Source organism: Aminomonas paucivorans DSM 12260, from assembly GCF_000165795.1.
Classification (GTDB): domain Bacteria; phylum Synergistota; class Synergistia; order Synergistales; family Synergistaceae; genus Aminomonas; species Aminomonas paucivorans.
Genome location: NZ_CM001022.1, coordinates 2,418,430 through 2,440,851 on the forward strand (window position 1 = coordinate 2,418,430; position 22,422 = coordinate 2,440,851).

Annotated in this window: 20 protein-coding genes; 11 read left to right on the top strand and 9 right to left on the bottom strand. The window is 65.7% G+C overall.

Translation table 11 applies throughout. The features are described 5' to 3' along the window. The first annotated feature begins 24 nt into the window (after positions 1-24). The 7 genes from APAU_RS11395 to APAU_RS11425 all read left to right on the top strand — a co-directional run bounded on the left by APAU_RS11395 (position 25) and on the right by APAU_RS11425 (position 7,698). Positions 25-1,116: a hypothetical protein gene (locus APAU_RS11395; RefSeq protein WP_006301907.1), complete on the top strand. Its 1,092-nt coding sequence runs from the start codon at positions 25-27 to the stop codon at positions 1,114-1,116. 84 nt (positions 1,117-1,200) lie between these two features. Further along, positions 1,201-2,505, top strand: coding sequence for an FAD-dependent oxidoreductase (locus APAU_RS11400; RefSeq protein WP_006301908.1), 1,305 nt, complete (start codon positions 1,201-1,203; stop codon positions 2,503-2,505). Positions 2,506-2,596: 91 nt separating this feature from the next. Next, positions 2,597-3,316 (top strand): FCD domain-containing protein, encoded by a 720-nt coding sequence (locus tag APAU_RS11405; RefSeq protein WP_006301909.1) that lies wholly within the window; start codon positions 2,597-2,599, stop codon positions 3,314-3,316. Between the two features lie 184 nt (positions 3,317-3,500). Further along, positions 3,501-4,409: a diaminopimelate dehydrogenase gene (locus APAU_RS11410; RefSeq protein WP_006301910.1), complete on the top strand. Its 909-nt coding sequence runs from the start codon at positions 3,501-3,503 to the stop codon at positions 4,407-4,409. 25 nt (positions 4,410-4,434) lie between these two features. Further along, a complete protein-coding gene (gene dapF, locus APAU_RS11415) occupies positions 4,435-5,262 on the top strand; it encodes a diaminopimelate epimerase (protein ID WP_006301911.1) in 828 nt (275 codons plus the stop codon). Positions 5,263-5,352: 90 nt separating this feature from the next. Then, the gene (locus tag APAU_RS11420; RefSeq protein ID WP_006301912.1) at positions 5,353-6,615 is read left to right on the top strand and encodes a dicarboxylate/amino acid:cation symporter; all 1,263 of its coding nucleotides are present in this window, start codon (positions 5,353-5,355) and stop codon (positions 6,613-6,615) included. A 60-nt stretch (positions 6,616-6,675) separates the two neighbouring features. Further along, entirely contained in the window at positions 6,676-7,698 is a 1,023-nt protein-coding gene (locus APAU_RS11425; RefSeq protein WP_006301913.1) for a 1-aminocyclopropane-1-carboxylate deaminase/D-cysteine desulfhydrase, read from the top strand. A gap of 228 nt (positions 7,699-7,926) precedes the next feature. On the opposite strand, the gene APAU_RS11430 is transcribed toward APAU_RS11425, so the two are convergent. Next, positions 7,927-8,607 carry a helix-turn-helix transcriptional regulator gene (locus APAU_RS11430; protein ID WP_006301914.1) on the bottom strand — a complete coding sequence of 227 codons (681 nt, stop codon included), beginning with the start codon at positions 8,605-8,607 and terminating at the stop codon, positions 7,927-7,929. A gap of 108 nt (positions 8,608-8,715) precedes the next feature. After that, positions 8,716-9,738 (bottom strand): proline racemase family protein, encoded by a 1,023-nt coding sequence (locus APAU_RS11435; RefSeq protein WP_006301915.1) that lies wholly within the window; start codon positions 9,736-9,738, stop codon positions 8,716-8,718. A gap of 269 nt (positions 9,739-10,007) precedes the next feature. On the opposite strand from APAU_RS11435, the gene APAU_RS11440 reads away from it, so the two are divergent. Then, the gene (locus APAU_RS11440; protein WP_006301916.1) at positions 10,008-10,964 is read left to right on the top strand and encodes an ornithine cyclodeaminase family protein; all 957 of its coding nucleotides are present in this window, start codon (positions 10,008-10,010) and stop codon (positions 10,962-10,964) included. A gap of 84 nt (positions 10,965-11,048) precedes the next feature. Here APAU_RS11440 and APAU_RS11445 read toward each other — a convergent pair whose 3' ends face one another. From APAU_RS11445 to rhuM (APAU_RS11455), 3 genes are read right to left on the bottom strand one after another with little or no spacing between them, the layout of a single operon-like run. After that, positions 11,049-14,069: a type I restriction endonuclease subunit R gene (locus APAU_RS11445; RefSeq protein WP_006301917.1), complete on the bottom strand. Its 3,021-nt coding sequence runs from the start codon at positions 14,067-14,069 to the stop codon at positions 11,049-11,051. Further along, positions 14,066-15,289 (bottom strand): restriction endonuclease subunit S, encoded by a 1,224-nt coding sequence (locus tag APAU_RS11450; RefSeq protein ID WP_006301918.1) that lies wholly within the window; start codon positions 15,287-15,289, stop codon positions 14,066-14,068. The genes APAU_RS11445 and APAU_RS11450 overlap by 4 nt, the downstream gene beginning before the upstream one ends. Further along, positions 15,276-15,602, bottom strand: a complete 327-nt coding sequence (rhuM, locus tag APAU_RS11455; RefSeq protein ID WP_083806830.1) for a RhuM family protein — start codon at positions 15,600-15,602, stop codon at positions 15,276-15,278. Before rhuM (APAU_RS11455) ends, APAU_RS11450 begins: the two co-directional genes overlap by 14 nt. Positions 15,603-15,661: 59 nt before the next feature. Between rhuM (APAU_RS11455) and APAU_RS11465 the strand changes: the two genes are divergently transcribed. Further along, positions 15,662-16,790, top strand: a protein-coding gene (locus APAU_RS11465; protein ID WP_408626255.1) for an IS3 family transposase whose coding sequence is annotated in 2 segments (ribosomal slippage) — positions 15,662-15,930 and positions 15,929-16,790 — 1,131 coding nt in all. Because the reading frame shifts where the segments join, the coding sequence is not laid out codon by codon here. Positions 16,791-16,792: 2 nt separating this feature from the next. Here the strand turns inward: APAU_RS11465 and rhuM (APAU_RS11470) are convergent. Together rhuM (APAU_RS11470) and APAU_RS11475 are read right to left on the bottom strand one after the other, a co-directional pair. Then, positions 16,793-17,569 carry a RhuM family protein gene (gene rhuM / locus APAU_RS11470; RefSeq protein ID WP_083806831.1) on the bottom strand — a complete coding sequence of 259 codons (777 nt, stop codon included), beginning with the start codon at positions 17,567-17,569 and terminating at the stop codon, positions 16,793-16,795. After that, positions 17,566-17,946 carry a DUF1016 N-terminal domain-containing protein gene (locus APAU_RS11475; protein WP_198004012.1) on the bottom strand — a complete coding sequence of 127 codons (381 nt, stop codon included), beginning with the start codon at positions 17,944-17,946 and terminating at the stop codon, positions 17,566-17,568. Before APAU_RS11475 ends, rhuM (APAU_RS11470) begins: the two co-directional genes overlap by 4 nt. Before the next feature lie 47 nt (positions 17,947-17,993). Between APAU_RS11475 and istA the strand changes: the two genes are divergently transcribed. Beyond that, complete coding sequence (gene istA, locus APAU_RS11480; protein ID WP_006299851.1) at positions 17,994-19,463, top strand: IS21 family transposase; 1,470 nt, start codon at positions 17,994-17,996, stop codon at positions 19,461-19,463. Further along, on the top strand, positions 19,460-20,209 hold the full coding sequence (gene istB / locus APAU_RS11485; protein ID WP_006299852.1) for an IS21-like element helper ATPase IstB: 750 nt from the start codon (positions 19,460-19,462) through the stop codon (positions 20,207-20,209). The genes istA and istB overlap by 4 nt, the downstream gene beginning before the upstream one ends. Before the next feature lie 48 nt (positions 20,210-20,257). Here the strand turns inward: istB and APAU_RS11490 are convergent, their stop codons facing one another. Together APAU_RS11490 and APAU_RS11495 are read right to left on the bottom strand one after the other, a co-directional pair. Continuing rightward, positions 20,258-20,578 carry a DUF1016 N-terminal domain-containing protein gene (locus APAU_RS11490; RefSeq protein WP_006301920.1) on the bottom strand — a complete coding sequence of 107 codons (321 nt, stop codon included), beginning with the start codon at positions 20,576-20,578 and terminating at the stop codon, positions 20,258-20,260. Continuing rightward, on the bottom strand, positions 20,575-22,221 hold the full coding sequence (locus tag APAU_RS11495; protein ID WP_006301921.1) for a type I restriction-modification system subunit M: 1,647 nt from the start codon (positions 22,219-22,221) through the stop codon (positions 20,575-20,577). Before APAU_RS11495 ends, APAU_RS11490 begins: the two co-directional genes overlap by 4 nt. Positions 22,222-22,422 lie beyond the last annotated feature (201 nt).

Genomic DNA, 22,422 nt, shown 5'->3' on the forward strand with positions numbered 1-22,422 from the left:
AAGACGAGGAAGGGAGAGAGGATCATGAGCGAAGCGCGGGCAGAGCGGGTGGAATCGACGGGGGTTCGGCGATTCGAGCGGATCGAAGGGGTGGGACTGGGGCTGGTGGCCCTGTCCCTGGGGCTTCTGGTGTGGAACCCCGGAGCCATCGCGGGGCTCTTCAACGCCATGGTGGACCGGGCCTTTCCCCTGGTGGTGAGCGTGTTCCTCACCGGCAAGGTGGGGGTGGCCATCCTGTGCAGCGTCATGATGGGACGCATCCTGGAGCGGTGCGGCTTCACCGACGCCCTCATGCGCCTCTTCGTGCCCCTCACCTCCCGGCTGGGGGTGAACGCGGCGGTGATCGTGCCGTCGGTGTACAACATTCTGGGGGACATCAACGCGGCGGGGCGCATCGCCGGTCCCATCCTGGTGAAGGCGGGGGCCACCAAGGACGAGCAGAAGATCGCCATCGCCACCATGGTACAGTCCCAGCAGTCCTTCTCCACCTTCATGTTCGGTCTCATCGCCCTCACCGCCGTGGGGGTCAAGGCCTACGCGGTGGTGTTCCTGGCGGTCTTCGCCCCTCTGGTGGTGGTGCCCCTGGTGCTGCGCCTCACCCTGTGGCGGAACACCCGAGCGGTAGCGATCCACGAGCTGCCCCGGTTCACCCCCACCAAGGGGGCCCTGCCCACCCTCTTCGGGGCGGCCAAGGAGGGGGCGGAACTGCTCTTCCTGCTCATCATCCCCGCCGTGGGGGCCATCTTCGCCCTCATCGGCGCCCTGGACTACCTGGGGATCTGGAAGCCCATCGAATCGTCCCTGGGGAGCCTGCTGTCCGCCCTGGCCATCGACCCCAAGACGGGGATGGTGTCCATCCTGGCCTCCCCCACCCTGGCCATGGCGCAGCTCAAGGACGTGGCGGCGGGGATGGACCCGAAGCTGGTGGTGGGTTCCTTCGTCCTGGCCGCCTCGGGGTTCCCCTTCTCGGTGATCCTGGGGCAGATCCCCGCCATCTGGTCGGACTGCACGGACCTGAACGAGAAGGAGGCCATGGGGGCGGCGGTGCTGGGGGCCACCATGCGCCTGTTCACCGCCGGGGCGGTGGCCCTGCTGGTGACCCCCCTGGTGCTGTAGCCCCACGGGACGGAAGAAGGACGGAACGGGCCGGGCCCCCGGCACTCGGGGGCTCGGCGGATCGGGGAAGGAAGGGATGAACCGGTGAAAAGGGAGACGAAGGTCCTGGTGTCGGGAGGCGGCTGGGGAGGCTGCGCCGCCGCAGAGGCGGCAGCCCTGGCGGGAGCCCGGGTGACCCTGCTGGAGCGCACGGACATGCTCCTGGGAACGGGGCTGGTGGGGGGCATCTTCCGCAACAACGGGAGGTTCGCCGCAGCAGAGGAGCTGATCGCCCTGGGCTGCGGCCTGGTGGAGGTGATGGACGCCTGCGCCCGGCATCGGGACGTGGACTTCCCGGGGCACCGCCACGCCAGCCTCTACGACGTGTACCGCATCGAACCCGCCGTGCAAGCCCGGCTGGAGGAGCTGGGGGTGCGGGTGCTCACCGAGACCTCCGGGGTGGACGCGGCGGTGGAGGGGGGACGGGTGGTCTCGGTGCGCACCTCCCGGGGGGAGACCCTGGAGACGGACGCCCTGGTGGACGCCTCAGGCACCTCCGCCACCCCGGGCAACTGCGTCCGCCACGGCAAGGGCTGCGCCCTGTGCATCCTGCGCTGTCCCGCCTTCACCCCCCGGGTGAGCCTCACCACCCGCCTGGGGGTGGAGGAGTACGACGGCCATCGCGCCGACGGAACCCTGGGTGCCATGAGCGGCTCCTGCAAGCTCTTCAAGGAGTCCCTGGACCCTGCCCTGGCCCGGGAGCTGGACGAGAAGGGAGTCTGTCTGGTACCGGTGCCCGAGGCGGTGCGGGAGGACCTCTCCATCCTGGGGACCAAGGCCTGCCAGCAGTACGCCCTGAAGGAGTTCGTGGAGAACCTGGTGCTCCTGGACACGGGCCCCGCCAAGCTCATGACCCCCACCTTCCCCCTGGAGCAGCTCCGCCGGGTCCCGGGGATGGAGCGGGCCCGGTTCGAAGACCCCCTGGGAGGGGGACGGGGCAACTCCATGCGCTTCTTCCGCTTCGCCCGGTGCGACGCCTCCCTGCGGGCCCGGGGCCCCGCCGAAAACCTCTTCTGCGCCGGGGAGCGGGGAGGCCCCATGGTGGGACACACGGAGGCCCTGGTCACGGGAGCCCTGGCGGGGCACAACGCGGCGCGGTGCGCCCTGGGGCTGGACCCCCTGGTGCTCCCCCCCTCCCTGGCCTGCGGGGACTTCGTGGCCCACGTGCTGGAGCAGGTGGAGACGGAGGCAGGACGGGGCACCAAGTTCACCTTCTCCGGCTCCGTCTACCTGGAACGCATGAAGGCCCTGGGCCTGGACGGGACGGATGCCCCGGCGATCCGCCGACGGGTGGAGGCTGCGGGGCTCCGGCAGGTCTTCCGTACCCCCCTGACGACCCTTCGGGCATAGAAAACCACGAGCCCCCCTTCACCTTCCGGCGAAGAGGGGCTACCCTTTTTCCCAGCTGCCCCCTTGCGGGGCGTCGCGAGGAGGTCACCCCATGCACGAACGCTCCAACGTCCAGACCGCCCTGCTGTCCATCCTGGGTTCCGCCCGGCAGCCCCTGGGGGCCGGAGCGGCCCGGGAGGCCCTCTGCCGGGAGGGCTTCGAGGTCAGCGAGGCCACGGCGGGACGGCTCCTCCGGGCCCTGGAGGAGCAGGGCCTGGCCCGCAAGGTGAGCGTCCAGGGACGCCTCCTCACGGACCAGGGACGCCTCCTTCTGGAGACCACCCAGCGGGAACAGCGGCGCTCCCAGTCCGCGGAGGCCTTTCTGGAGGTGCTGGAGGCCACCCAGAGGCGGGAGATGATCGACCTCCTGGTGGCCAGAAGGGCCATCGAGGGAGAGATCGCCTCCCTGGCGGCCCGCTACGGCACGGAGGAGGAGCTGCGGCAGCTTCGGGAGCTTCTGACCCTGACCCAGGTGGCCCGGGCGGAGGGGCGCAACCTGGCCGCCCTGGACCAGCGCTTCCACGGCCTCATCGCCGCCATGTCCCGCAACCGGGTGTTGGAGGCGGCTCTCCAGCTCATCCGACAGCACGGGGACCCCTCTCCCATCCTCCCGGAGATCCGGGCCCGCTCAGGCCACGGCTCCGGGCAGGACCACGTCCTCATCCTGGAAGCCCTGGAGGCACGGGACCCGGAGCGGGCCCGGGAGGCCATGACGAACCATCTGGGGAGCGTCCTGGCGGACGTGGAAGCCTATCCGGAAAAACCCCTTTGAGCGCCCTTCCAACCCGGTTTGTTCCACCTGTCGCCCCTCCCTTCGGGAGGGGCGTTGTATTCTCTTCGCCCTAGCGGGGATTGACAGACATGGGGGACAACCCTAGCATGTTGCTCATCAGTGATGATGTGCTCATCCGTGAGGAGTCTCGGGGACCGGTCCTGAGGAAAAAGGAGGGAGTGTCTTGGAAAAGCGACGAATCGCCGTGGTGGGCTTCGGCCACGTGGGGTGCGGCGCCGTGGAGGCCCTGGAGGTGGCCCCGGACCTGGAACTGGCGGGGGTGGTGCTCCAGGATGAGGGGGAGATCCGCCGGGCCTGCTGCAGCCTGGGAAGCGTGCCGGTGGTCCGACACCTGGCAGAGCTGGAAAAGGTGGACGCGGCGCTCCTGGCGGTGCCCAGCCGCTGCGTCCCCAAACTGGCCCCCCCCATCCTGGAGACGGGGGTCGCCACGGTGGACTGTTACGACATCCACGGGGATCCCCTCATGACCCTTCGGGCGACCCTGGATCCCATCGCCCGGGAGCACGGCACCGCGGCGGTGATCTCCGCGGGGTGGGACCCGGGGACGGACTCGGTGGTGCGGACCCTGCTGGAGGCCCTGGTCCCCCGGGGGATCACCTACACCAACTTCGGCCCGGGGATGAGCATGGGACACACGGTGGTGATCAAGGGCTTCGAGGGGGTGGAGGACGCCCTGTCCCTCACCATTCCCAAGGGGTGCGGCCTCCACAAGCGGTACGTGTACCTGAAGACCCGGCCGGGGACGGACTTCGACGCCCTGGTGGCCCGCATCTCCCAGGACCCCTACTTCGCCCACGACGAGGTGCACTTCTTCCCCTGCGAGGACGTGCAGGCCCTGGTGGACACGGGGCACGCGGTGCACCTGGAGCGCCGGGGCTCCGCCGGGAAGACCCACAACCAGAAGGTGGACTTTCTCATGTCCGTTACCAACCCCGCCGCCACGGGACAGGTGCTGGTCTCCGCCGCCCGGGCGGTCCTGCGCCAGCGCCCGGGAGCCTACACCCTCCCGGAGATCCCCCCGGTGGACTTCCTCCCGGGAGATCGGGAGTCGCTGCTGCACCGCCTGATCTGACCCTTCCGCGAGAGGAGAGGCTTCCATGACCCGATACGCCAAGCTTCACGGCAACGGCAACGACTTCCTCGTCCTGGACCTGCGGGGCACCCCCGGGGAGGGGAAGGACCACGCCGCCGAGGCTCGCGCCCTCTGCCGCCGGGAGGAATCCCTGGGGGCCGACGGACTCCTGCTGGTGGAAAGCTCCTCCCGCCTGAACTTCCGGATGCGCCTGTTCAACCGGGACGGGTCGGAGGGGGAGATGTGCGGCAACGGGGCCCGGTGCATCGCCCGGTACGCCTGGGAAACGGGCATCGCCCCGGCGGAGATGGCCTTCGAGACCCTGGGGGGGGACGTGCACGCCCGGGTGGACGCCCCCTTCGTGCGCCTCCGCCTGGCGGAGGTGGATCTGGGCGACGCGACCTGGGAACGGAAGACCTCCGCAGGGGGGCAGGAGCTGGCCTACTCCTTCCTCACCGTGGGGGTGCCCCACTGCGTGGTGTTCCTGGAGGACCTGGCGACGCGCCCCCGGGAAGAACTGTTCCGCCTGGGCCGGGAGCTGCGCGGCCGCACGGACCTGTTCCCCCGGGGGACCAACGTGAACTTCCTGGCCCCGGAGAAGGAAGGGCTTTTCCTCATCACCTACGAAAGGGGGGTGGAAGACCTCACCCGATCCTGCGGAACCGGCTCCGTGGCCGCCGCCGTGACGGCCCGTCGCCTGGGCCGATGCGGCGACGACGTGAAGGTGCGCAACCTGGGGGGCATCAACCGGGTCCTCCTGGAGGACTCGGGACCGGACCGGGTACGCCCCTCCCTGGAGGGACGCACCGCCCTGGTGGCCTGGATGGAGCCCACGGAGGAGGCTCTGGTTTAGGTACGGACATCCTGCGGTACGATCCGCGCCGCTTTCCCCGGTTTGGACGGCACCCCGCGTCCGGGTCAAGAGACAAAGGAGGTTCGGAACATGTCGGAGAAGCAAGAGAACAGCCTCTGGAAGGCCTATCGGTTTCCTCTCATCCTCATCAGCTCCATCGCCCTGGGCTGCATCCTGGGGGCCCACATGGGCAAGGACGCCCTGATCTTCAAACCCCTGGGGGACATTTTCCTCAACGCCATGTTCATGGTGGTGGTGCCCCTGGTGTTCACCACCATCTGCAGCGCCGTGGCCAGCATGTCCTCCATGAAACGCCTCGGCAAGGTCATGGGCTCCATGGTGCTGATCTTCGCCGTCACCGGGGCCATCGCGGCCGTCCTGATGGTGGGCACCGTGGTCCTCTTCCCCCCCGCCGAGGGCACCGCCATCACCCTCACCCAGCCGGAGAACCTGGAGAAGCTCAACACGGCGGACCAGGTGGTGCAGGCCATCACCGTGGGGGACTTCCACGAACTCCTCTCCCGGCGTCACATGCTCCCCCTGATCCTCTTCACCATCCTCTTCGGCATCAGCCTGCAGATGTTGGGGGAACGGTCCCGACCCATCGCCCAGGGCATCTCCATCCTGGCGGACGCCACCCTCAAGATGGTCCAGATCATCATGTACTACGCCCCTGTGGGCCTGGCGGCCTACTTCGCCACCCTGGTGGGGGACTTCGGCCCCAACCTGCTGGGGGCCTACTTCCGCTCCATGGTGGTGTACCACGTGGTCACCCTGGCCTACTTCTTCGTGGCCTTCACGGTCTATTCCTGGCTCGCCACGGGGGGCCGGGGAACAGGGATCTTCTGGAAGAACATTGTCACCCCCGCCCTCACCGCCCTGGGCACGGGCAGCAGCACCGCCACCCTGCCGGTGAACCTGGCGGCGGCGGCGCGCATGGGCATCCCCCAGGACATCCGGGAGGTGGTGCTCCCCATCGGAGCCACCGCCCACATGGAAGGCTCCTGCCTCAGCGGGATCCTCAAGATAGCCTTCCTCTTCGGCATCTTCCACATGCCCTTCGCGGGCCTGGGGACCTTCGCCAGCGCCATCCTCGTGGCGGTGTTGAGCGGCGTGGTGCTCTCGGGCATCCCCGGCGGCGGACTGGTGGGGGAGATGCTCATCGTGAGCCTCTACGGCTTCCCCCCGGAGGCCTTCCCCATCGTGGCCACCCTGGGCTTTTTGGTGGACCCCGCCGCCACCATGGTCAACGCCACCGGGGACACCTGCTCCGCCCTCATGGTCTCCCGCATGGTGGAGGGCAAGGGCTGGTTCCAGCGGTTCTACAAACCCCAGGACGACCCGACGGCCTGAGACGTCCACCCCAAGGGGCCCTGCGGGGCCCCTTCGCCTTGTTCACGAGGAGGTAAGACCATGAAGACCCACGAGCTTCGAGAACGGCTTCGAACCTTTCCCCGGTTTCCCCTTCTGCGGGACGCCACCCCCCTGCACCCCCTGGAGAACCTCTCCGGGGAACTGGGGGTGGACCTGCGGGTCAAACGGGACGACCTGACGGGCCTGGCTGCGGGGGGCAACAAGACCCGCAAGCTGGAGTACCTCATCGGGCGGGCCCAGGCGGAGGGGGCCGACACGGTGCTCACCGCGGGGTGGTACCACTCTAACCACGCCCTCCAGACCGCCGCAGCGGCGGCCCGGGCGGGGCTGGAGTGCATCCTCTACCTGAAGGCGGGGGACCCCCGGAAGGGAAGCCTCTTCCTGGACGCCCTCTGCGGCGCCCAGGTGCGCCTCTTCGACGTGCCGGGCAGCGGCGCCCTGGGCCCGGAGATGGAACGGGGCGCCGAGGCCCTGCGCCGGGAGGGGCGGAAGCCCTACGTCATCCCCGTGGGGGGATCGGACCCCGTGGGGTCCCTGGGCTACGTGGAGGGGGCCCTGGAGATGCGGGAACAGTGCGACGAGACGGGTTGGGAACCGGACCTGGTGGTGTGCCCCACCAGCAGCGGGGGCACCCACGCGGGGCTCTTGGCGGGAATCCCCGCCCTCTTCCCCCGGACCCGGGTGCTGGGCATCGGGGTGGGGGACGACCCGGGGGAGGTCCGGGAGAAGGTGGGACATCTCCGGGACGCCTTGGGGGAGCTTCTTTCTCTACCCCCTCTGGACGACCGCACCCTGGACGAGGCCTTCTGTTTCGACTACGGCTTCGGGGCCTACGGAACCCTGGCGGGCCCGGTGATGGACCTGATCCGGGAGGTGGGCTCCCGGGAAGGGTTCTTCCTGGACCCGGTGTACACCGGCAAGGCCTTCTACGGCCTGCTGGACCGCATCCGCCGGGGGATCGTCCCCCTGGCCTCCCGGGTGCTCTTCCTCCACACCGGGGGCCTGTCGGGGCTCTTCCAGTACGAGGAGGAGGTGCACCGCCACCTGGCGGGGACGGACTAGGTTCTGTCCGCAATTGCCCTGAGAATTCGCAAACTGGGTTTCTTGAGCCCCCAGGGCCTGTTTGCTTTCTTATCCAGAGGGGACACGGGGCGATCCGAACCCAGGCTAGATAGGGTTGAGCCAATTTGTCGTATCGGGTTGCGACCCGGTACGACAAGCTGGCTCGAAAGACCCTGGTCAGGACGCTCCACGCTTCCTGCCTGCGACGGATCCCACGGGAAACAGGACCTAAGAAGCGGGAGCCTCCCCTTTGGCCTCCCGCCCCTCCCTCAGGTAGGCGTAGATGGTGTACTTGGTCTTGCCCATCTCCCGGGCCAGCACCTCCACCGCCCCCTTGAGGAGGAAGAAGCCCCGGGCCTGGAGACGGCGAACCGCCTCCACCTTCTCCCCCCGGGAAAGGGCCGCCAGGGGGCGCCCCGCCCAGATCCGCACCTCCCCCAGGGTCTCCTCCACCAGGTCGTCCAGGTCCCGGGAAAACCGCTCCCGAACCGCCCCCGGGCGGATCTCCTCCATCTCCACCCGGAACAGGTCGTCCAGCATCTCCCGAGCGGCCTGGTACTTGCTGGCGTCCATGTTGATGCACAGAAAGCCGATGATCCGCCCCTCCCCGTCCCGGAGGAACACCACCCCGCACTTGAGGAGCCGGCCGTCCTGGGTGCGGGCCAGGTAGTTGAAGACCCCGTCCTTGTCCCGGTATTCGTCGGCGGTGAGCATGAGCAGGCCGAAGTCCGTCATGGGACACCCCACCCCCCGACCGGTGACGTGGCCGTTCTCGCAGGCCACGATGGAGTGGTCCGGCTGGGACACGTCGTGGAGGAGCACCTCGCAGTGCTTCCCCAGGATGGCCGCCAGACCCCGCACCAGGGGGAAGTAGGGCTTCAGCAGGGGGTGGATCTTCTGGGATTCCATGGATTCGTCGACCTCCCGGAGACGGGGATGAAAGCGCCCCCATCCTAAGGGGCGCCCGTGGGCAGGACAAGGCCCCGGGGAAGGCCGGGGCCGCGAGGGGACGGGGGGTCAGCTCCCCAGGATGCGGAAGCCCTCGGGCAGGGGATCCTCCGGATCCAGGACGATCTGGTTGAACCCCATGATGTGGGCGGTTCCGGAGATCTCCGGGATCACCGCGGGACGCCCCGCCACCACGGTCTCCTCCGCCACCCGCCCCTGGAACACCGTGTCGATGATGCTGTGGTTCTCCAGGATCTGATCCTTCCGCAGAACCCCCCGGGCGAAGAGCTGGGCCACCCGGGCGGAGGTGCCGGTGCCGCAGGGGGAACGGTCCACCTCCGCGTCGGCGAAGACGCAGATGTTCCGGCTCACCAGGCGATCCCCCCGGTCCTGGGGCGGGGTGGTGAGGATGGTGCCGTAGATGCCGTGAAGCCCCTTCTCCAGGGGGTGTTCGATGGAACGCATCTCCATCACCTTGTGCTTGATCTCCATGCCCCGACGCACCAGGGCCTCGACCTGCTCGGGCACCACGTCCAGCCCCAGCTGCGCCGCATCCAGGAAGACGTAGAAGGCCCCGCCGTACACCACGTCGGCGGTCACCTCCCCGATCCCCTCCACGGGGACCCGAAGGCCCTCCAGGTGCACGAAGGAGGGGACGTTGAGGAAGGAGACCCGTTTCACCCGTCCCCCCTCGCAGAGGGAGGTGGAGGTGACCCGCCCGGCGGGGGAGTCGATGCGCAGCACGTTGGGGCCGTCCTGGGGAACCACCATCCCCGTCTCCAGAGCCACCTTGGACACCCCGATGATGCCGTGCCCGCACATGGTGCTCAACCCCTCGTTGTGGGTGAAGAGGACCCCGAAGTCCCCGTCCTCCGTCACCGGCTTGGTGAGGATGCAGCCGTACATGCCGCTGTGCCCCCGGGGTTCCAGCATGAGGAGTTTGCGCAGGTGGTCCAGGTGCTCCACCACGTAGGCCCGCTTCTCCAGGATGGTGTTCCCCGGAATGGGGGGAAAGCCGGAGGTGACGATCCGCAGGGGCTCCCCCACGGTGTGGGCGTCGATGCAGGTGATGACGTTTTGAAACTGGATCATCTCGTGGATCCCTCCCGATGGACGTTCTGGCGGTCCCGGTCCCCCAGGACCGGACGCACTCTTCTTGTACGTTCCATCAATTTTTTTGTCAACCAGCCCCCACCGATAGCGGGGTGTACTCGAAAAACGCCGATCAACACCGGGCCAGACTCAGGAGACACTCCGAGACAACCTAACGGACGCCAGAGATTTGACACTTTTTTGGTGATGCCCTAGGATTTTGCCGGACCCCCTCCCGGGGGCACCCCGCAAACCAAGGAGGCGTCGTCATGCTCTACCTGGACCCGAAGGCCCTGCTCGCCGCCGCTACCCTGCCGGAGCTGATGGACCGCATGGAACAAGCCCTGCTGGCGGAGGAGGAGGGAAAGGCCATCCTTCCCCTGCGCACCAGCGTCTTCCAGGGAGAGGACACCCTGATGCTCATGCCCTGTCTGGAGGAACGGACCTGGGGGCTGAAGATCCTCACTCTGAAGCCCGGCAACCCCGCCCAGGGGCGTCCCTATATCGACGGGCTGGTGGTGCTCTTCGACGGGGGCACCGGGGCTCCCTCCGCCCTCATGGACGGCAAGCTGCTCACGTCCCTGCGCACCGGGGCCATCGGGGGGCTGGGGATCCGGCACCTGTCGAAGCCGGACACCCGCTCCCTGGGATTGGTGGGCGCGGGGGTGCAGGGGTTCTGGCAGGCCCGGTTCGGCTGCGCCGCCCGGGACATCCGGGAGGTGTGGGTGCTGGACGCCTTCCCGGAGAAGCTGCCCCCCTTCCTGGACCGGCTGGGACAGGCCCTGCCGGGGGTGCAGGTGCGAGCCGCCCGCAGCGCGGAGGAGCTTCTGGAGCGCACCGAGGCGGTGATGAGCGCCACCAACGCCTCCGTGCCCCTCTACCCGGAGGACCCGGACCGGCTGCGGGGACACTGTTTCGTGGCCATCGGGTCCTACCGGCCGGACATGCACGAGGTCCCCGACGCCCTCTTCGGCCTGCTGGACCGGGTCTACGTGGACACCCTCCACGCCCTGGAGGAGACGGGGGACCTGACGGGACCCCTGGAGAGGGGGATCCTGCGGCGGGAGGATGTGCGCCCCCTGGCGGACCTGCTGCGGGAACCCCGCCCCGCCCCGGAGACGGGATTCTACAAGTCCGTGGGGGGAGCCCTCTTCGACCTCCACGCGGCGGACCTCCTGGCACAGACCGCCCGGGCCAAGGGCCTGGGGACGGAGCTGCCCCAGTAGCCCCTCCCCACCCGCGACGCCCAGGGGGGACCCCAGGTGGGGTCCCCCCTGCACTGCCTGCGCCGGGCCTGGGGGACGGGACACTCAGATCAGGCCGAAGAAACGCTCGAAGAACGCCCCCAGCTTCTCCAGCACCCTCTGTTTCTTCAGCCCATGGCTGCCGTTTTTGTCGAAGCGGGAAAGGGGCGGGAGGATCTTCGTGATCGCCGTGCCCGTGACGGAGATCTCCCCGTCTCGGAAGGCCGCCTCCACGAACGCTCTCGTCTCGTCGGCCCGAAGCCCCTCCTCGGCGATGATCCGGTCCAGCTCCTGGGCCTTGCGGGCCGAGATGAAGGCGATCCACTCCTCGTCCACCTTGGCCTTGGCGGAGAGGGCGTCCACGAACTGTTCGATCAGGTCCTTCTTGTTCCGCAGGGACGGGCTGGCATCCACCGCCCCGTGGATGGCGATCCGGATCTCCTTGTCCTCCCCGGAGCCCTTCTTTTCCAGATACCTCGCCACCAGCATCAGGATGTAATCGACCCCGATCTCCACCTGCTTGATCAGCTCGATCTCGAACACCACGTCGTCGTTGATCCGCTCCTTCTCCCCGTCCCCCGCCCCCCGCATGTGGGCGTGCAGGTCCAGATACAGGCTCTGGTAATCCTGGAAAGCCCGAGGGGACAACAGCTCGTTCCCCTGAAAGTCGTCGAAGGCCACCAGAATGTTCTTCAGCCGCAGGATCGCGCCGAAGAGCCCGACGAAGGCCCTCTGCTGCTCCTCCCCCACCGGAGGCCGATCCGGGGGGAACTCCTCCGTCAGCTCCTCCACCCGTTTTTTGTACTCTTCGTAGTACTCCCCATAGGGCTTCAACAGCACGACTCCCCGGGCGTCCCGGTTGCCGAACAGGGCCAGGGCGTCGTTGGTGGCCTGCTCCAGATCGCGGAAGGAAACGATGTTGCCGTAGGTCTTCACCGAATTGAGGATGCGGTTGGTGCGCGAGAACGCCTGGATCAGCCCGTGGGCGCGCAGATTCTTGTCCACCCAGAGAGTGTTGAGGGTGGTGGCGTCGAACCCGGTGAGGAACATGTCCACCACGATCACCAGGTCCAGGTCCCCCTGCTTCAGGCGCAGCGACAGGTCCTTGTAGTAGTTCTGGAACCGGTCGTTCGACGTGTCGTAGCTCGTGCCGAAGAGGGCGTTGTAGTCCCGGATCGCCCCCTCCAGGAAGTCCCGGGAGCACGAGTCCAGCCCGTCGGTCTCGAAAGCCTCCTCCCGCAACAGCCCATCCCCTTCCTCCTCGTTGGGGGCGAAGCTGTAGATCAGGCCCACCTTGAGACGCTGCGGGAGGGGCAGGTCCCTTTGCTGTTCCGCAAACGCCGCATAGTAGCGTTTGGCCGCCTCGATGGAGGAGGTGGCTAACAGGGAGTTGAACCCCCTCCGCATCCGATCCTTCACGCGGTAGGAGACGGCGCGATGGGTCTTCTGGTCGAAGTGCTCCCGGATGTAGCCCACCACCTGGGCGATGCGCTCCGGGGCCAGCAGGGCCCGTTCCGTGTCGATGGCCGAAACCTGTTTGTCCCGGATGACCGGAGCCGTCCGGAGGGTGTTGATGGTGTCGATGCGGAAGGGCAGCACGTTCTTGTCGCCGATGGCGTCCACGATGGTGTAGGTGTGCAGCCTGTCCCCGAAGGTCTGTTCGGTGGTGCGGCGCAGCGGGTTGCCCCCCGCTCCCGCGTTGTCCGGGAAGATGGGGGTGCCCGTGAACCCGAACAGATGATAGCGCCGGAACGCCCGGGTGATCTCGCCGTGCATGTCCCCGAACTGGCTGCGGTGGCATTCGTCGAAGATCACCACCACATGGGCGTCGTAGACCGGATGCCTTTTGTTCTTCCCCACGAAACGGCTGAGCTTCTGGATGGTGGTGATGAGGAGGCGGGCGTTCGGGTCCTCCAGCTGCCTCTGCAGCACCGCCGTGGAGGCGTTGGAGTTGGCCGCCCCCTTCTCGAAGCGCTCGTACTCCACCATGGTCTGGTAGTCCAGGTCCTTGCGGTCCACCACGAAGAGCACCTTGTCCACACCTTCCAGCCCCAGGGCCAGCTGCGCCGTCTTGAAGCTGGTCAGCGTCTTCCCCGATCCGGTGGTGTGCCAGATGTACCCCCCCGCTTCGGCCTTGCCCCACTGTCGGAGGTTCGTGCTCGCGACGATGCGCTGCAGGATCCGCTCCGCCGCCGCGATCTGGTAGGGCCGCATCACCAGGAGCTTGCGATCCGCGTCGAACACGCAGTAGCGGGTCAGGATGTTCAGCAGGGTGTGCCGGGCGAAGAAGGTTCTGGTGAAGCTCATCAGATCCATGATGGGCCGGTTTTTCCCGTCGGCCCACCAGCTGGTGAACGCGAAGCTGTTGGAGGTCCTGCGTCGGCTGCGGCCGTTGCGCCGCTCCGCCAGATGGCCTCCCCGAACCGTGTTGCTGTAGTACTTGGTCAACGTGCCGTTGCTGATGACGAAAAGCTGCACGTACTCGAACAGCCCCGACCCCGCCCAGAAGCTGTCCCGCTGGTAGCGGTCGATCTGATGGAAGGCCTCCCGGAGGTCCACGCCCCGGCGCTTCAGCTCCACGTGCACCAGGGGCAGACCATTCACCAGCACCGTCACGTCGTAGCGGTTGGACCGGGCGCCCTCCGCCTCGTACTGGTTGATCACCTGCAGGCGGTTGTTGTGGATGTCCCCCTTGTCGATCAGGCGGACGTTCTTCTTCTCCTTGCCGCCGTCGCGCACCAGCACCTGCACCGGGTCCTCCTGGATCCGGGCGGTCTTCTCCACGATGCCGTCCTTCTCCCCGGCGATGCGGCCCTTGAAAAAGCGTTCCCACTCCGTATCGGAGAACGTCATGTCGTTGAGCCGCTCCAGCTGGCGGCGCAGGTTGGCGATCAGTTCCGCCTCCGAGGCGATCCGCAGGTACTCGTAGGCCTGGGACTGGAGCTGCTCTAGGAAGGCCCTTTCCAAGGCCGCCTCGGACTGGTAGGCTCCCTCCCGCACCCGGTCGGGGAGGAACTCCGCGACCACGGTGCTCTCCTCGGACAACGCGACGGGTTCGTAGCGGTGGGGGGTGAGGTTTTCGCTCATGATGCCTCCTTGAAGCTCAGCAGCCGATCCCGGTAGTGCTCGTACTGTCGGCGCCGGGCGGCGATCTCGGCGGGAAGGCCGCAGGAAAGGTCGCTCACCAGGGCGTCGAAGGCGTCGAGGATGGCGACGATGCGTTCTTGCTCGGCGAGGGGGGGGACGGGGATGGCGAGCTTGCCCAGGCTTTCCCCGGACAAGCGTTTGACCTTTGCTCGGGCCACAAACTTGTTTTTCTCTGCGTGGAAGGCTGTGGTCTGGAAGTAGTAAGACACGAACTTCGGATTCAGTGAGTGCCGAAATGCAAAGCAATCGTCATGTATCGCCACTTCACCGTCGCCAAGCCATGCCACGGCCTTGCCGACGTCCTCGACGGTCTCCCCAACACCGGCGATCACCACGTCGCCCCGCTTTGCAAATCGCAAGATGGGCATCATGTCCGAACGGACATGCGAGACCGTCGCCGTGGCGGCAACGCCGTACTGTGTGTAGATATCGCCATAGTGAATGCATTCGACCCCATCAGGAGCATAGTCATCCTTGGTAAATCGCCGCCCGCGAAAAAACTCTCCGACCTCGGCCATCGTGGTCCATGAAACGTCCTGATTACCCAAGGCGAACAGCGCATCGCGATAGTGCCGATACTGACGCCGCCGGGCCTCCAGCTCCGCCTCCAGCTCCGCCTCCAGTTGGGTGAAGGCGTCTAGCACCTTCACGATCTCGCGCTGCACCTCCAGCGGCGGGACGGGGATTTTGATTTTTGCAAGGCTCTTTGCCGTGACCTCGATCACCTTTGTGCCTGTTGCGAGCGCTTTCTTTTCGGCGAAGAAGCGCGGTGTCTGCAGATAGTAGGAGAGATATTTCGGGTCTTGATCGTGTTTGAGCACCGTGGCGTGACCACCCGTGACAATCTGAACGTCTCCCAACCAGGCAACTGCCTTGCACACGTCTTCAACGTTTTCGCTGGTATTCGTGATGACCAAATCACCAGGATAAACCTTAATTAATCTTTCCGCTTTCTCATGCGGGATGAAAGAGCGTGTCTCCTTTGCCCAAACCCCATAGTAGGTATAAATCTGACCATAATGAATACATCCAACACCTGAATCCGCGAAGTCGGATTTCGGCATTCCGTTGCCCCGTACCAATTCGCCAAGATCGCCAATGGCCTTGTACTCCACCCCGTCCGGGCACAGCTTGGCGATCAGCTCATCAATCCGGCTCATGGTTTTTATTCCCCGCAATTTTCTTCTGTATTGTCTTCACGGTTTCCATGTAGGCCGTTTCCACCTCCGAAGGAAGCACGACCTGCTGACTCTGATATTTGGCGTATTCGACCTCGGCCTTTTCCAGCGCCTGCCGGTGAGTGACCGTGCCCGCCCCCTTCAAGGCCTTGCCGCCCATGGCCGCAATTAGTTGCTCCAAGTGTGCGAGCCAATCCTTCATATACGTGGGCTCGTGATTCATGGCACGAAACTCGGCGGCATCGAAATAAGCCGAGACCAGGGTGTTTATAGTGGACCCCGAAAAATGGACCAGGAGCTAAGCTAAGTGCGGAGTCGGTCCGAGCCCTGGGCCCCCGAAAGAGAGGGGACACGATGACGGTCAAACGGCAACGACGATCACCGGAGTTCAAGAGCAAGGTGGCCCTGGCGGCGCTCAAAGGGGACAAGACCCTGGCCCAGCTATCCAGCGAGTTCGGCGTCTGTTCCGTCCAGATCAGCCAATGGAAGGCCCAGCTCCTGCAGCAGCTCCCGAACGCCTTCCAGCACCAGGAGCGACCGGTGAGGGCGGAGACCCTGACAGCCCCGTTGTACCAGGAGATCGGTCGGCTCAAGATGGAGCTTGACTGGCTCAAAAAAAAAGCTGGAGTTGACGCTTGAGGCCAAACGAGCCTCCGTGGATCCCCATCACCCCCGGATCAGCATCCGTCGCCAGTGCGACCTCCTGGGCCTGAATCGTTCCAGCTACTACGTCGGAGATTCCTGGGGCACGCAGACGCAGGAGAACCTTGAAATCATGGAGCGCCTCGACCGTCAGTACACCGCCGTGCCCACCTACGGGAGCCGTCGGATGACCGCCTGGTTACGTCGGGAGGGCTACGACGTGAATCGAAAACGCATCCAGCGTCTGATGCAGCTCATGGGTCTCGAAGGCTTGGCCCCCAAGCCGGGCAAGTGCAAGTCTCACCCGGAGCACGAGATCTACCCCTACCTGCTTCGCAGTGTCTCCATTGACAGGCCGAACCAGGTATGGAGCACGGACATCACCTACCTTCCCATGAACAGCGGCTTCCTGTACCTTGTGGCGGTGATCGACTGGCACAGCCGGTACGTCCTGTCCTGGGGACTGTCCAACACCCTGGACGCGACCTTCTGCATCGAAGCTCTGGAAGAGGCCCTGTCCCAGGGGACACCGGAGATATTCAATACCGACCAGGGCAGCCAGTTCACCAGCAAGGCCTTCCTGGGGCCACTGAAGGACCGGGAGATCCGCATCAGCATGGATGGCCGAGGGCGAGCGTTGGACAACATCTTCGTGGAACGTTTCTGGAGGACCTTGAAGTACGAATGGCTCTACCTGAACGACTACCAGGAGGTTCGAGAGCTCAAGTTGGGACTTAGAGAGTATATGAAGTTCTACAACGAGCAACGGCTTCATTCATCGCTGCGCTACCGGACTCCACAGGAAGTGCACTTCACCACCCCGGGTTCCATGGCGGTCTGACCTTAACAAACCTTGCCGCTCCCGTGGTCTTGACATTGGGGTCCACCATAGTTCAGACGCTTGAGTTCGTCTACATTCAGGTAATTTTTGGCAGTGGCAATTTCTGCCCGAGTGGGCTGCTTGCCTCTGAATGACAGCAGCCCCATAAACGGTTTGTCGGCGTCGGCCCGCGCCGCGATGACTTCGGCGGCAGTCTGGCCGTGGGCGGCGTAGTGCAGTTTGTTTTGCACCGTCTTGAAGAAGCTGACGCTGGTTTCTGCCTTCGGATCGTAATCCACGCTGGTGGCGTAGAGATCAAGCACCTGCCTGTAGAGCACCTTTTCGCTGCTGCGGATGTCGCGGATGCGATCGAGCAACTCTTTCCAGTAATACCCGCCGCCGAGGTTCTTGAGACGGACATCGTCCATGGTGAAACCCTTGATCAGGTATTCGCGCAATCGCTCGGTGGCCCAGATGCGAAAGGCCGTGGCAATGTTTGAGCGCACCCGGTAACCCAGCGAAATAACGAGATCCAGGTTGTAGAAGGGCAGCGTTCGGGCAACCTGACGGCTTCCTTCGGTGCGAACCTGTCGGAAATCCCGACAGGTTGCCTCCTGGCTCAACTCCCCCTCTGCGTAGATATGGGCGATGTGCTCGACCACATTGGCACGAGAAGTCTGAAACAAGTCGGCAAGCTGCTGTTGGCTCAGCCACACCGTATCGCCATCAAGCCGCACATCGATCGCGGGCGCATCAGCACGCTGGTAAAGGATGATTTCCCCGCCGGGTTGCTTGCTCATGGCCGCTCTCCTTCCAATTCGCGCTTGATCTTCTTGATGCTGGGCAGGCTGGTCCGCAACGATTCGGGCAAGAAGTCCAGCAGCTTCTTCACGGCGTTTCCCTGGCGTTCCAGCAGACGGGTTTCGATCTGCATCACCAGGACGTTGCGGGACCAGTTGTGTTCCAACGTCTTGAACGCGTAGGCCAACCGTTCCTCCCGAGTCTTGAGCTTCGACAACAGCACCAGATTATGTCCCCAGGGCAATCGTCCAACAGCCTGTTGGACGATTGCCTCCTCCGGCCACGCCTCGGCTGTATTCGGTAATCTAAAAGCCCCCCAGTTCGGGGTCCAATGGTCGTCGAAAAGGCACCCACCCCGCACATGTTCCCCTATCATCCTGCGAAAGGAACGGGCATTCCGGTTCGCAGGGAGGACGAGAGGAGATGTACGGGGTGGTTGACAGGGAGTATATCCGCAAGCAGCACTTCCGGGAAGGTTGGTCCATCCGGAAGATCGCCCGGCAGTTGGGGATGTGCCGCAAGACGGTCCGCAGGCTGTTGGAGGATTCGCAGGTTCCCACCTACACCCTCAAGGAGCCCCGTCCGCGTCCGGTCACGGGGCCCTATCTGGAAGTCATCCGGACCTGGCTTACGGAGGACCTCCAGGCTCCCCGCAAGCAGCGCCATACGGCCCGGCGGGTGTACGACCGGCTGGTGACGGAGAGGGGGTTTGGGGGCAGCGAGTCCATCATCCGCAAGGTCGTTGCGGAGCTGAAAAGAGAGATCGCTCCGAAGAAGGGGTTCCTTCCCCTGGAGGCGGACCCGGGAGAGCAGGCTCAGGTGGATTGGGGGGAGGCGATGGTGCGTCTCGAAGGGGAATCGACGCGGGTGCATCTGTTCTGCATGAGGCTTCGTCGCAGTGGAACTCCCTTCGTCTACGCCTTCCCCGACGAAGGGCTGGAGGCGTTTCTGGCGGGGCACCGTCTGGCCTTCGAGTTCTTCGGCGGGGTTCCCAGGGAGTGCGTTTACGACAACCTCAAGTCGGCGGTCACCAAGGTGCTCCAGGGACCCCACCGGGAGGAGAACCGGCAGTTCTCGGCCCTTCGCGGCCACTACCTCTTCGAGAGCGTCTTCTGCAATCCTCGAAGCGGCCACGAGAAGGGGGCGGTGGAGCACCTGGTGGGGTTTGTCCGCAGGAACGTCCTGGTTCCCGTTCCGGATCTGCCCTCCCTGGAGGAACTCAATCTCTGCCTGGCCCGGTGGTGCGAAAAGCAACGCAGGAGCCGAGGGACCTCCTTCGACGAGGAAGCGACCTGTCTGCTGCCGTTACCGGCGCTGCCCCATCCGTGCGCCCTTCAGACCGTTGCGGTGGTAAGCCCCACATCTCTGGTGCGGTTCGAGGGAAACGTCTACTCCGTTCCCGTGGGCCACGAGGGGGAAGCGGTGAACCTCTCCACCACCTGGGACCGGATCCGCATCTCCCGTAACGGCACCCTCCTGGCGGAACATCCCCGGCTTTCCGGGAAGGGGAAGGCCTCCATGGAGCTGGTCCACGTTCTCCCGTTGCTGCAGTTCAAACCGGGGGCGGTGCGCAACGCGGCGGTTCTCCGGCGCTTGGCGGAACCCTGGCAGAAGGCCCGAACGCTCCTGTGCGCTCAACCGGAGGGCTATCGGGAGTTCTGCGCCATCCTCCTGCTGCACCGGGACCATTCCCTGGAGGTTCTCACGGAAGCCCTGGAGGAGGCCCTTGCCCTCAAGCGGGTCACGGCAGAGACGGTTCGTCAGCTGGTGTGGAACCGAACCCCCTCGGTGGTCCCGGAGGCCTCGGTCCCGGATCCCCTGGCGGAGTTGCCCGCCGGCTGCGCCCCCGACCCGAGCCGCTACGACACCTTGCTGGGGGAGGCGGTGGCATGAGCGGACCGACCCACGACCGGGACACGGCCGTCCAAACCCTCTGCCGGGACCTCAAACTCCCCGGGGTCCTGAGACACTACCGAAACGGCATCGTCCCCACCGACCCCAAGGACTACCTCCAGGAAAGCCTGGAGGCGGAACGGACCTCCCGACGGGAGAAACGGCTGAAGAACCTCCTGAAGGGAGCGAGGCTTCCCTACGCCCGCACCCTTTCGGAGTATGACTTCCTGCGCCTTCCCTCCCTGCCGAAGGAGCAGATCCTGTCCTTGGCCCAGGGGGACTTCCTTCGTCGCCGGGAGAACCTGGTCCTCCTGGGGAACTCGGGCACCGGCAAGACCCATGTGGCCATTGGCGTAGCCGCATCCTGCATCGCCGCAGGCTACGCAGTCCGGTTCACCACCGCCCTGACGCTGGCCCAGGAACTGCTCCTGGCCCAGGACGAACACCGCCTCCCCCGGGTGCTCAAATCCTACGACCGGTATGACCTCGTGGTGGTGGACGAACTGGGTTACCTGGGCCTGGGTCCCGGAGGAGCCCCCCTGTTCCAGTTCTTTGCGGAGCGGTACGAGAGAAAGAGCGTCTGCATCACCACAAACCTGGAGTTCGGCCGTTGGGCCGAGGTCTTCGGGGACGCCACCCTGACGGAGGCCCTCCTGGACCGCCTGACCCACCACGCACACATCTTTGTCTTCAGGGGGGAATCCTATCGGTTTGCTCAGCGCAGCGCCAGGACAATGACCGCCTAGGCGGCATCCATCAGGCAAGGGGGATTGGGGTGGGTCCCTTTTCGAGGATCACACTGGGCGCATTTTCGGTTGACGAAAACACTCGGCGAAGGCCCGCATGTACATCAGGTTGGCCCGAGAAAACCCCTTCATGTCCGGAAAGGCCCGGCGCAGGTCCTGAGCCAGCCGGTCGATGACCTTGGCGCCCCATCCCTGTTCGGCCTGCCGGGCCAGGATATCCCGCCCGATCTGCCAGTACAGCAGGACCAGCTCCCGGTTGACCGCCAGGGTGGCGCGCTGCTGGGCGGCATGGATGCGGGTTTTCAGGTCCCCCAGCCAGTCGGCGTAGCCTTCCGGCGGAATCAGCAGGGAAACGGGCTTGTCGCTCATGCCTGGTCCCCCTCCAGGTCCGCCACCAGGGCGTCGATCTGGGCCCGCAGCTCCCCCTGACGGGCCACGATGCGGGCGATCTCCGCGTTGAGGGCCCGGATGTCCACGGCCTCCCGGGTGTCCCGCTGCTCCACGTAGCTCGATACGGCGATGTTGTAGCCGTTCCGGGCGATCTCCTCGTTGTCCACCAGGCGAGCGAAGTGGGGGACGTCCCGGCGGGCCCTGTAGGCCTGGAGGATTTTCTGCCGGTGCTCCGGGTCGAGGCGGTTCTTGTTGCCGCTGCGCACGCATTCGCCGCTGGCGTCGAGGAACAGGGTGGCGTTGTCCCCCTTGGACTTCTTGAGCACGATGACGCAGGTGGCGATGGTGGTGCCGAAGAACAGGTCCGCAGGAAGCTGGATGACCGCATCCACGTAGTTGTTGTCGATGAGGTAGCGGCGGATCTTGGCCTCCGCCCCGCCACGGTAGAGCACCCCGGGGAACTCGACGATGGCCGCCGTCCCGTTCACCGCCAGCCAGCTCAGGATGTGCATGGTGAAGGCCAGGTCGGCCTTGCTCTTGGGGGCCAGCACCCCCGCGGGGGCGAAGCGCGGGTCGTTGATCAGCAGGGGGTTGGCGTCTCCCTCCCACCGGATCGAGTAGGGGGGGTTGGAGACGATGGCCTCGAAGGGTTCGTCGTCCCCGTGGGCCGGGTCGGTGAGGGTGTCGCCGTGGGCGATGTGGAACTTTTCGTAGTTCACGTCGTGCAGAAACATGTTGATGCGGCACAGGTTGTAGGTGGTCAGGTTGATTTCCTGGCCGAAGAAGCCCTGGCGCACCCTGTCGGGCCCCAGCACCTTGAGGAACTGGAGCAACAGCGATCCGGAGCCGCAGGCGGGGTCGTAGACCTTGTTGACCTCCCTCTTTCCCGCGGCGGCGATGTGGGCCAAAAGCTCGGAGACCTCCTGGGGGGTGTAGAACTCCCCGCCGGACTTGCCGGCGGTGGAGGCGTACATCTGCATCAGGTATTCGTAGGCGTCGCCGAAGAGGTCGATGGTGTTGTCGGCGAAACCGCCCCCTCCCCCGGCGAGGGGCAGGTCGCCGATGGCGTCCAGGAGCTTCACGAGCTTTTCGTTTCGTTTGGCCACCGTGGGGCCGAGTTTGCCGGAGTTGACGTCCAGGTCGTCGAACAGGCCCTTGAAGTCGTCCTCGCTGTCCGTGCCCCTCGCGGAGCCTTCGATGTGGGCAAACACCCGGTCCAGGGTCTCGTTGAGGTCCTCGTCGCGGCGCGCCCGGGCCCGCACGTTGGCGAAGAGTTCCGAAGGCAGGATGTAGAAGCCCTTTTCCTTCACCGTCTCGTCGCGGCCCTGTTCCGCTTCGGCGTCGCTCAGGGCGGCGTAGTCGAAATCCGGGGTTCCTGCGCGGCGTTCCTGTTCGTTGAGGTAGGCGGTCAAGTTCTCGGAGATGAAGCGGTAGAACAGCATGCCCAGCACGTAGCTCTTGAAGTCCCAGCCGTCCACGCTGCCCCGCAGGTCGTTGGCGATGCGCCAGATGGTCTTGTGGAGTTCCGCCCGTTCCGCTTCCTTGGCCCCATGGGTTCCGTTGGTCCCGAAGCCCGTGCCTGCCTCCTCACGCAGTCCCAGGGAGTCTTCCCTCTCGGCCATCTCTTCAGCTCCTCCTGGACGGTCGGTTTGCCGCCGTCCCTGTCCGCCCCGCAGGCGGGGGCCCTCCGAACGCCCCGGGGAGGGGCTGGAAAGCGCCCCCATCCTAAGGGGTACCGGGGGAACGGGGCAAGGGACGAGGGAACCAACCGAACCTGCATCCCCCTGGTTCCTCAAAGAAGAACGACGCGGTGCAAGAATCGC

Excerpts from the sequence above, each read along its gene's own strand:
- APAU_RS11420 (WP_006301912.1), top strand. The coding sequence starts at position 5,353 with ATGTCGGAGAAGCAAGAGAACAGCCTCTGGAAGGCCTATCGGTTTCCT.
- APAU_RS11495 (WP_006301921.1), bottom strand. The coding sequence starts at position 22,221 with ATGGCCGAGAGGGAAGACTCCCTGGGACTGCGTGAGGAGGCAGGCACG.
- istA (WP_006299851.1), top strand. The coding sequence starts at position 17,994 with ATGTACGGGGTGGTTGACAGGGAGTATATCCGCAAGCAGCACTTCCGG.
- dapF (WP_006301911.1), top strand. The coding sequence starts at position 4,435 with ATGACCCGATACGCCAAGCTTCACGGCAACGGCAACGACTTCCTCGTC.
- APAU_RS11405 (WP_006301909.1), top strand. The coding sequence starts at position 2,597 with ATGCACGAACGCTCCAACGTCCAGACCGCCCTGCTGTCCATCCTGGGT.
- APAU_RS11435 (WP_006301915.1), bottom strand. The coding sequence starts at position 9,738 with ATGATCCAGTTTCAAAACGTCATCACCTGCATCGACGCCCACACCGTG.
- rhuM (WP_083806831.1), bottom strand. The coding sequence starts at position 17,569 with ATGAGCAAGCAACCCGGCGGGGAAATCATCCTTTACCAGCGTGCTGAT.
- APAU_RS11430 (WP_006301914.1), bottom strand. The coding sequence starts at position 8,607 with ATGGAATCCCAGAAGATCCACCCCCTGCTGAAGCCCTACTTCCCCCTG.
- APAU_RS11425 (WP_006301913.1), top strand. The coding sequence starts at position 6,676 with ATGAAGACCCACGAGCTTCGAGAACGGCTTCGAACCTTTCCCCGGTTT.
- APAU_RS11445 (WP_006301917.1), bottom strand. The coding sequence starts at position 14,069 with ATGAGCGAAAACCTCACCCCCCACCGCTACGAACCCGTCGCGTTGTCC.
- istB (WP_006299852.1), top strand. The coding sequence starts at position 19,460 with ATGAGCGGACCGACCCACGACCGGGACACGGCCGTCCAAACCCTCTGC.
- APAU_RS11395 (WP_006301907.1), top strand. The coding sequence starts at position 25 with ATGAGCGAAGCGCGGGCAGAGCGGGTGGAATCGACGGGGGTTCGGCGA.
- APAU_RS11450 (WP_006301918.1), bottom strand. The coding sequence starts at position 15,289 with ATGAGCCGGATTGATGAGCTGATCGCCAAGCTGTGCCCGGACGGGGTG.
- APAU_RS11440 (WP_006301916.1), top strand. The coding sequence starts at position 10,008 with ATGCTCTACCTGGACCCGAAGGCCCTGCTCGCCGCCGCTACCCTGCCG.
- APAU_RS11475 (WP_198004012.1), bottom strand. The coding sequence starts at position 17,946 with ATGATAGGGGAACATGTGCGGGGTGGGTGCCTTTTCGACGACCATTGG.
- APAU_RS11490 (WP_006301920.1), bottom strand. The coding sequence starts at position 20,578 with ATGAGCGACAAGCCCGTTTCCCTGCTGATTCCGCCGGAAGGCTACGCC.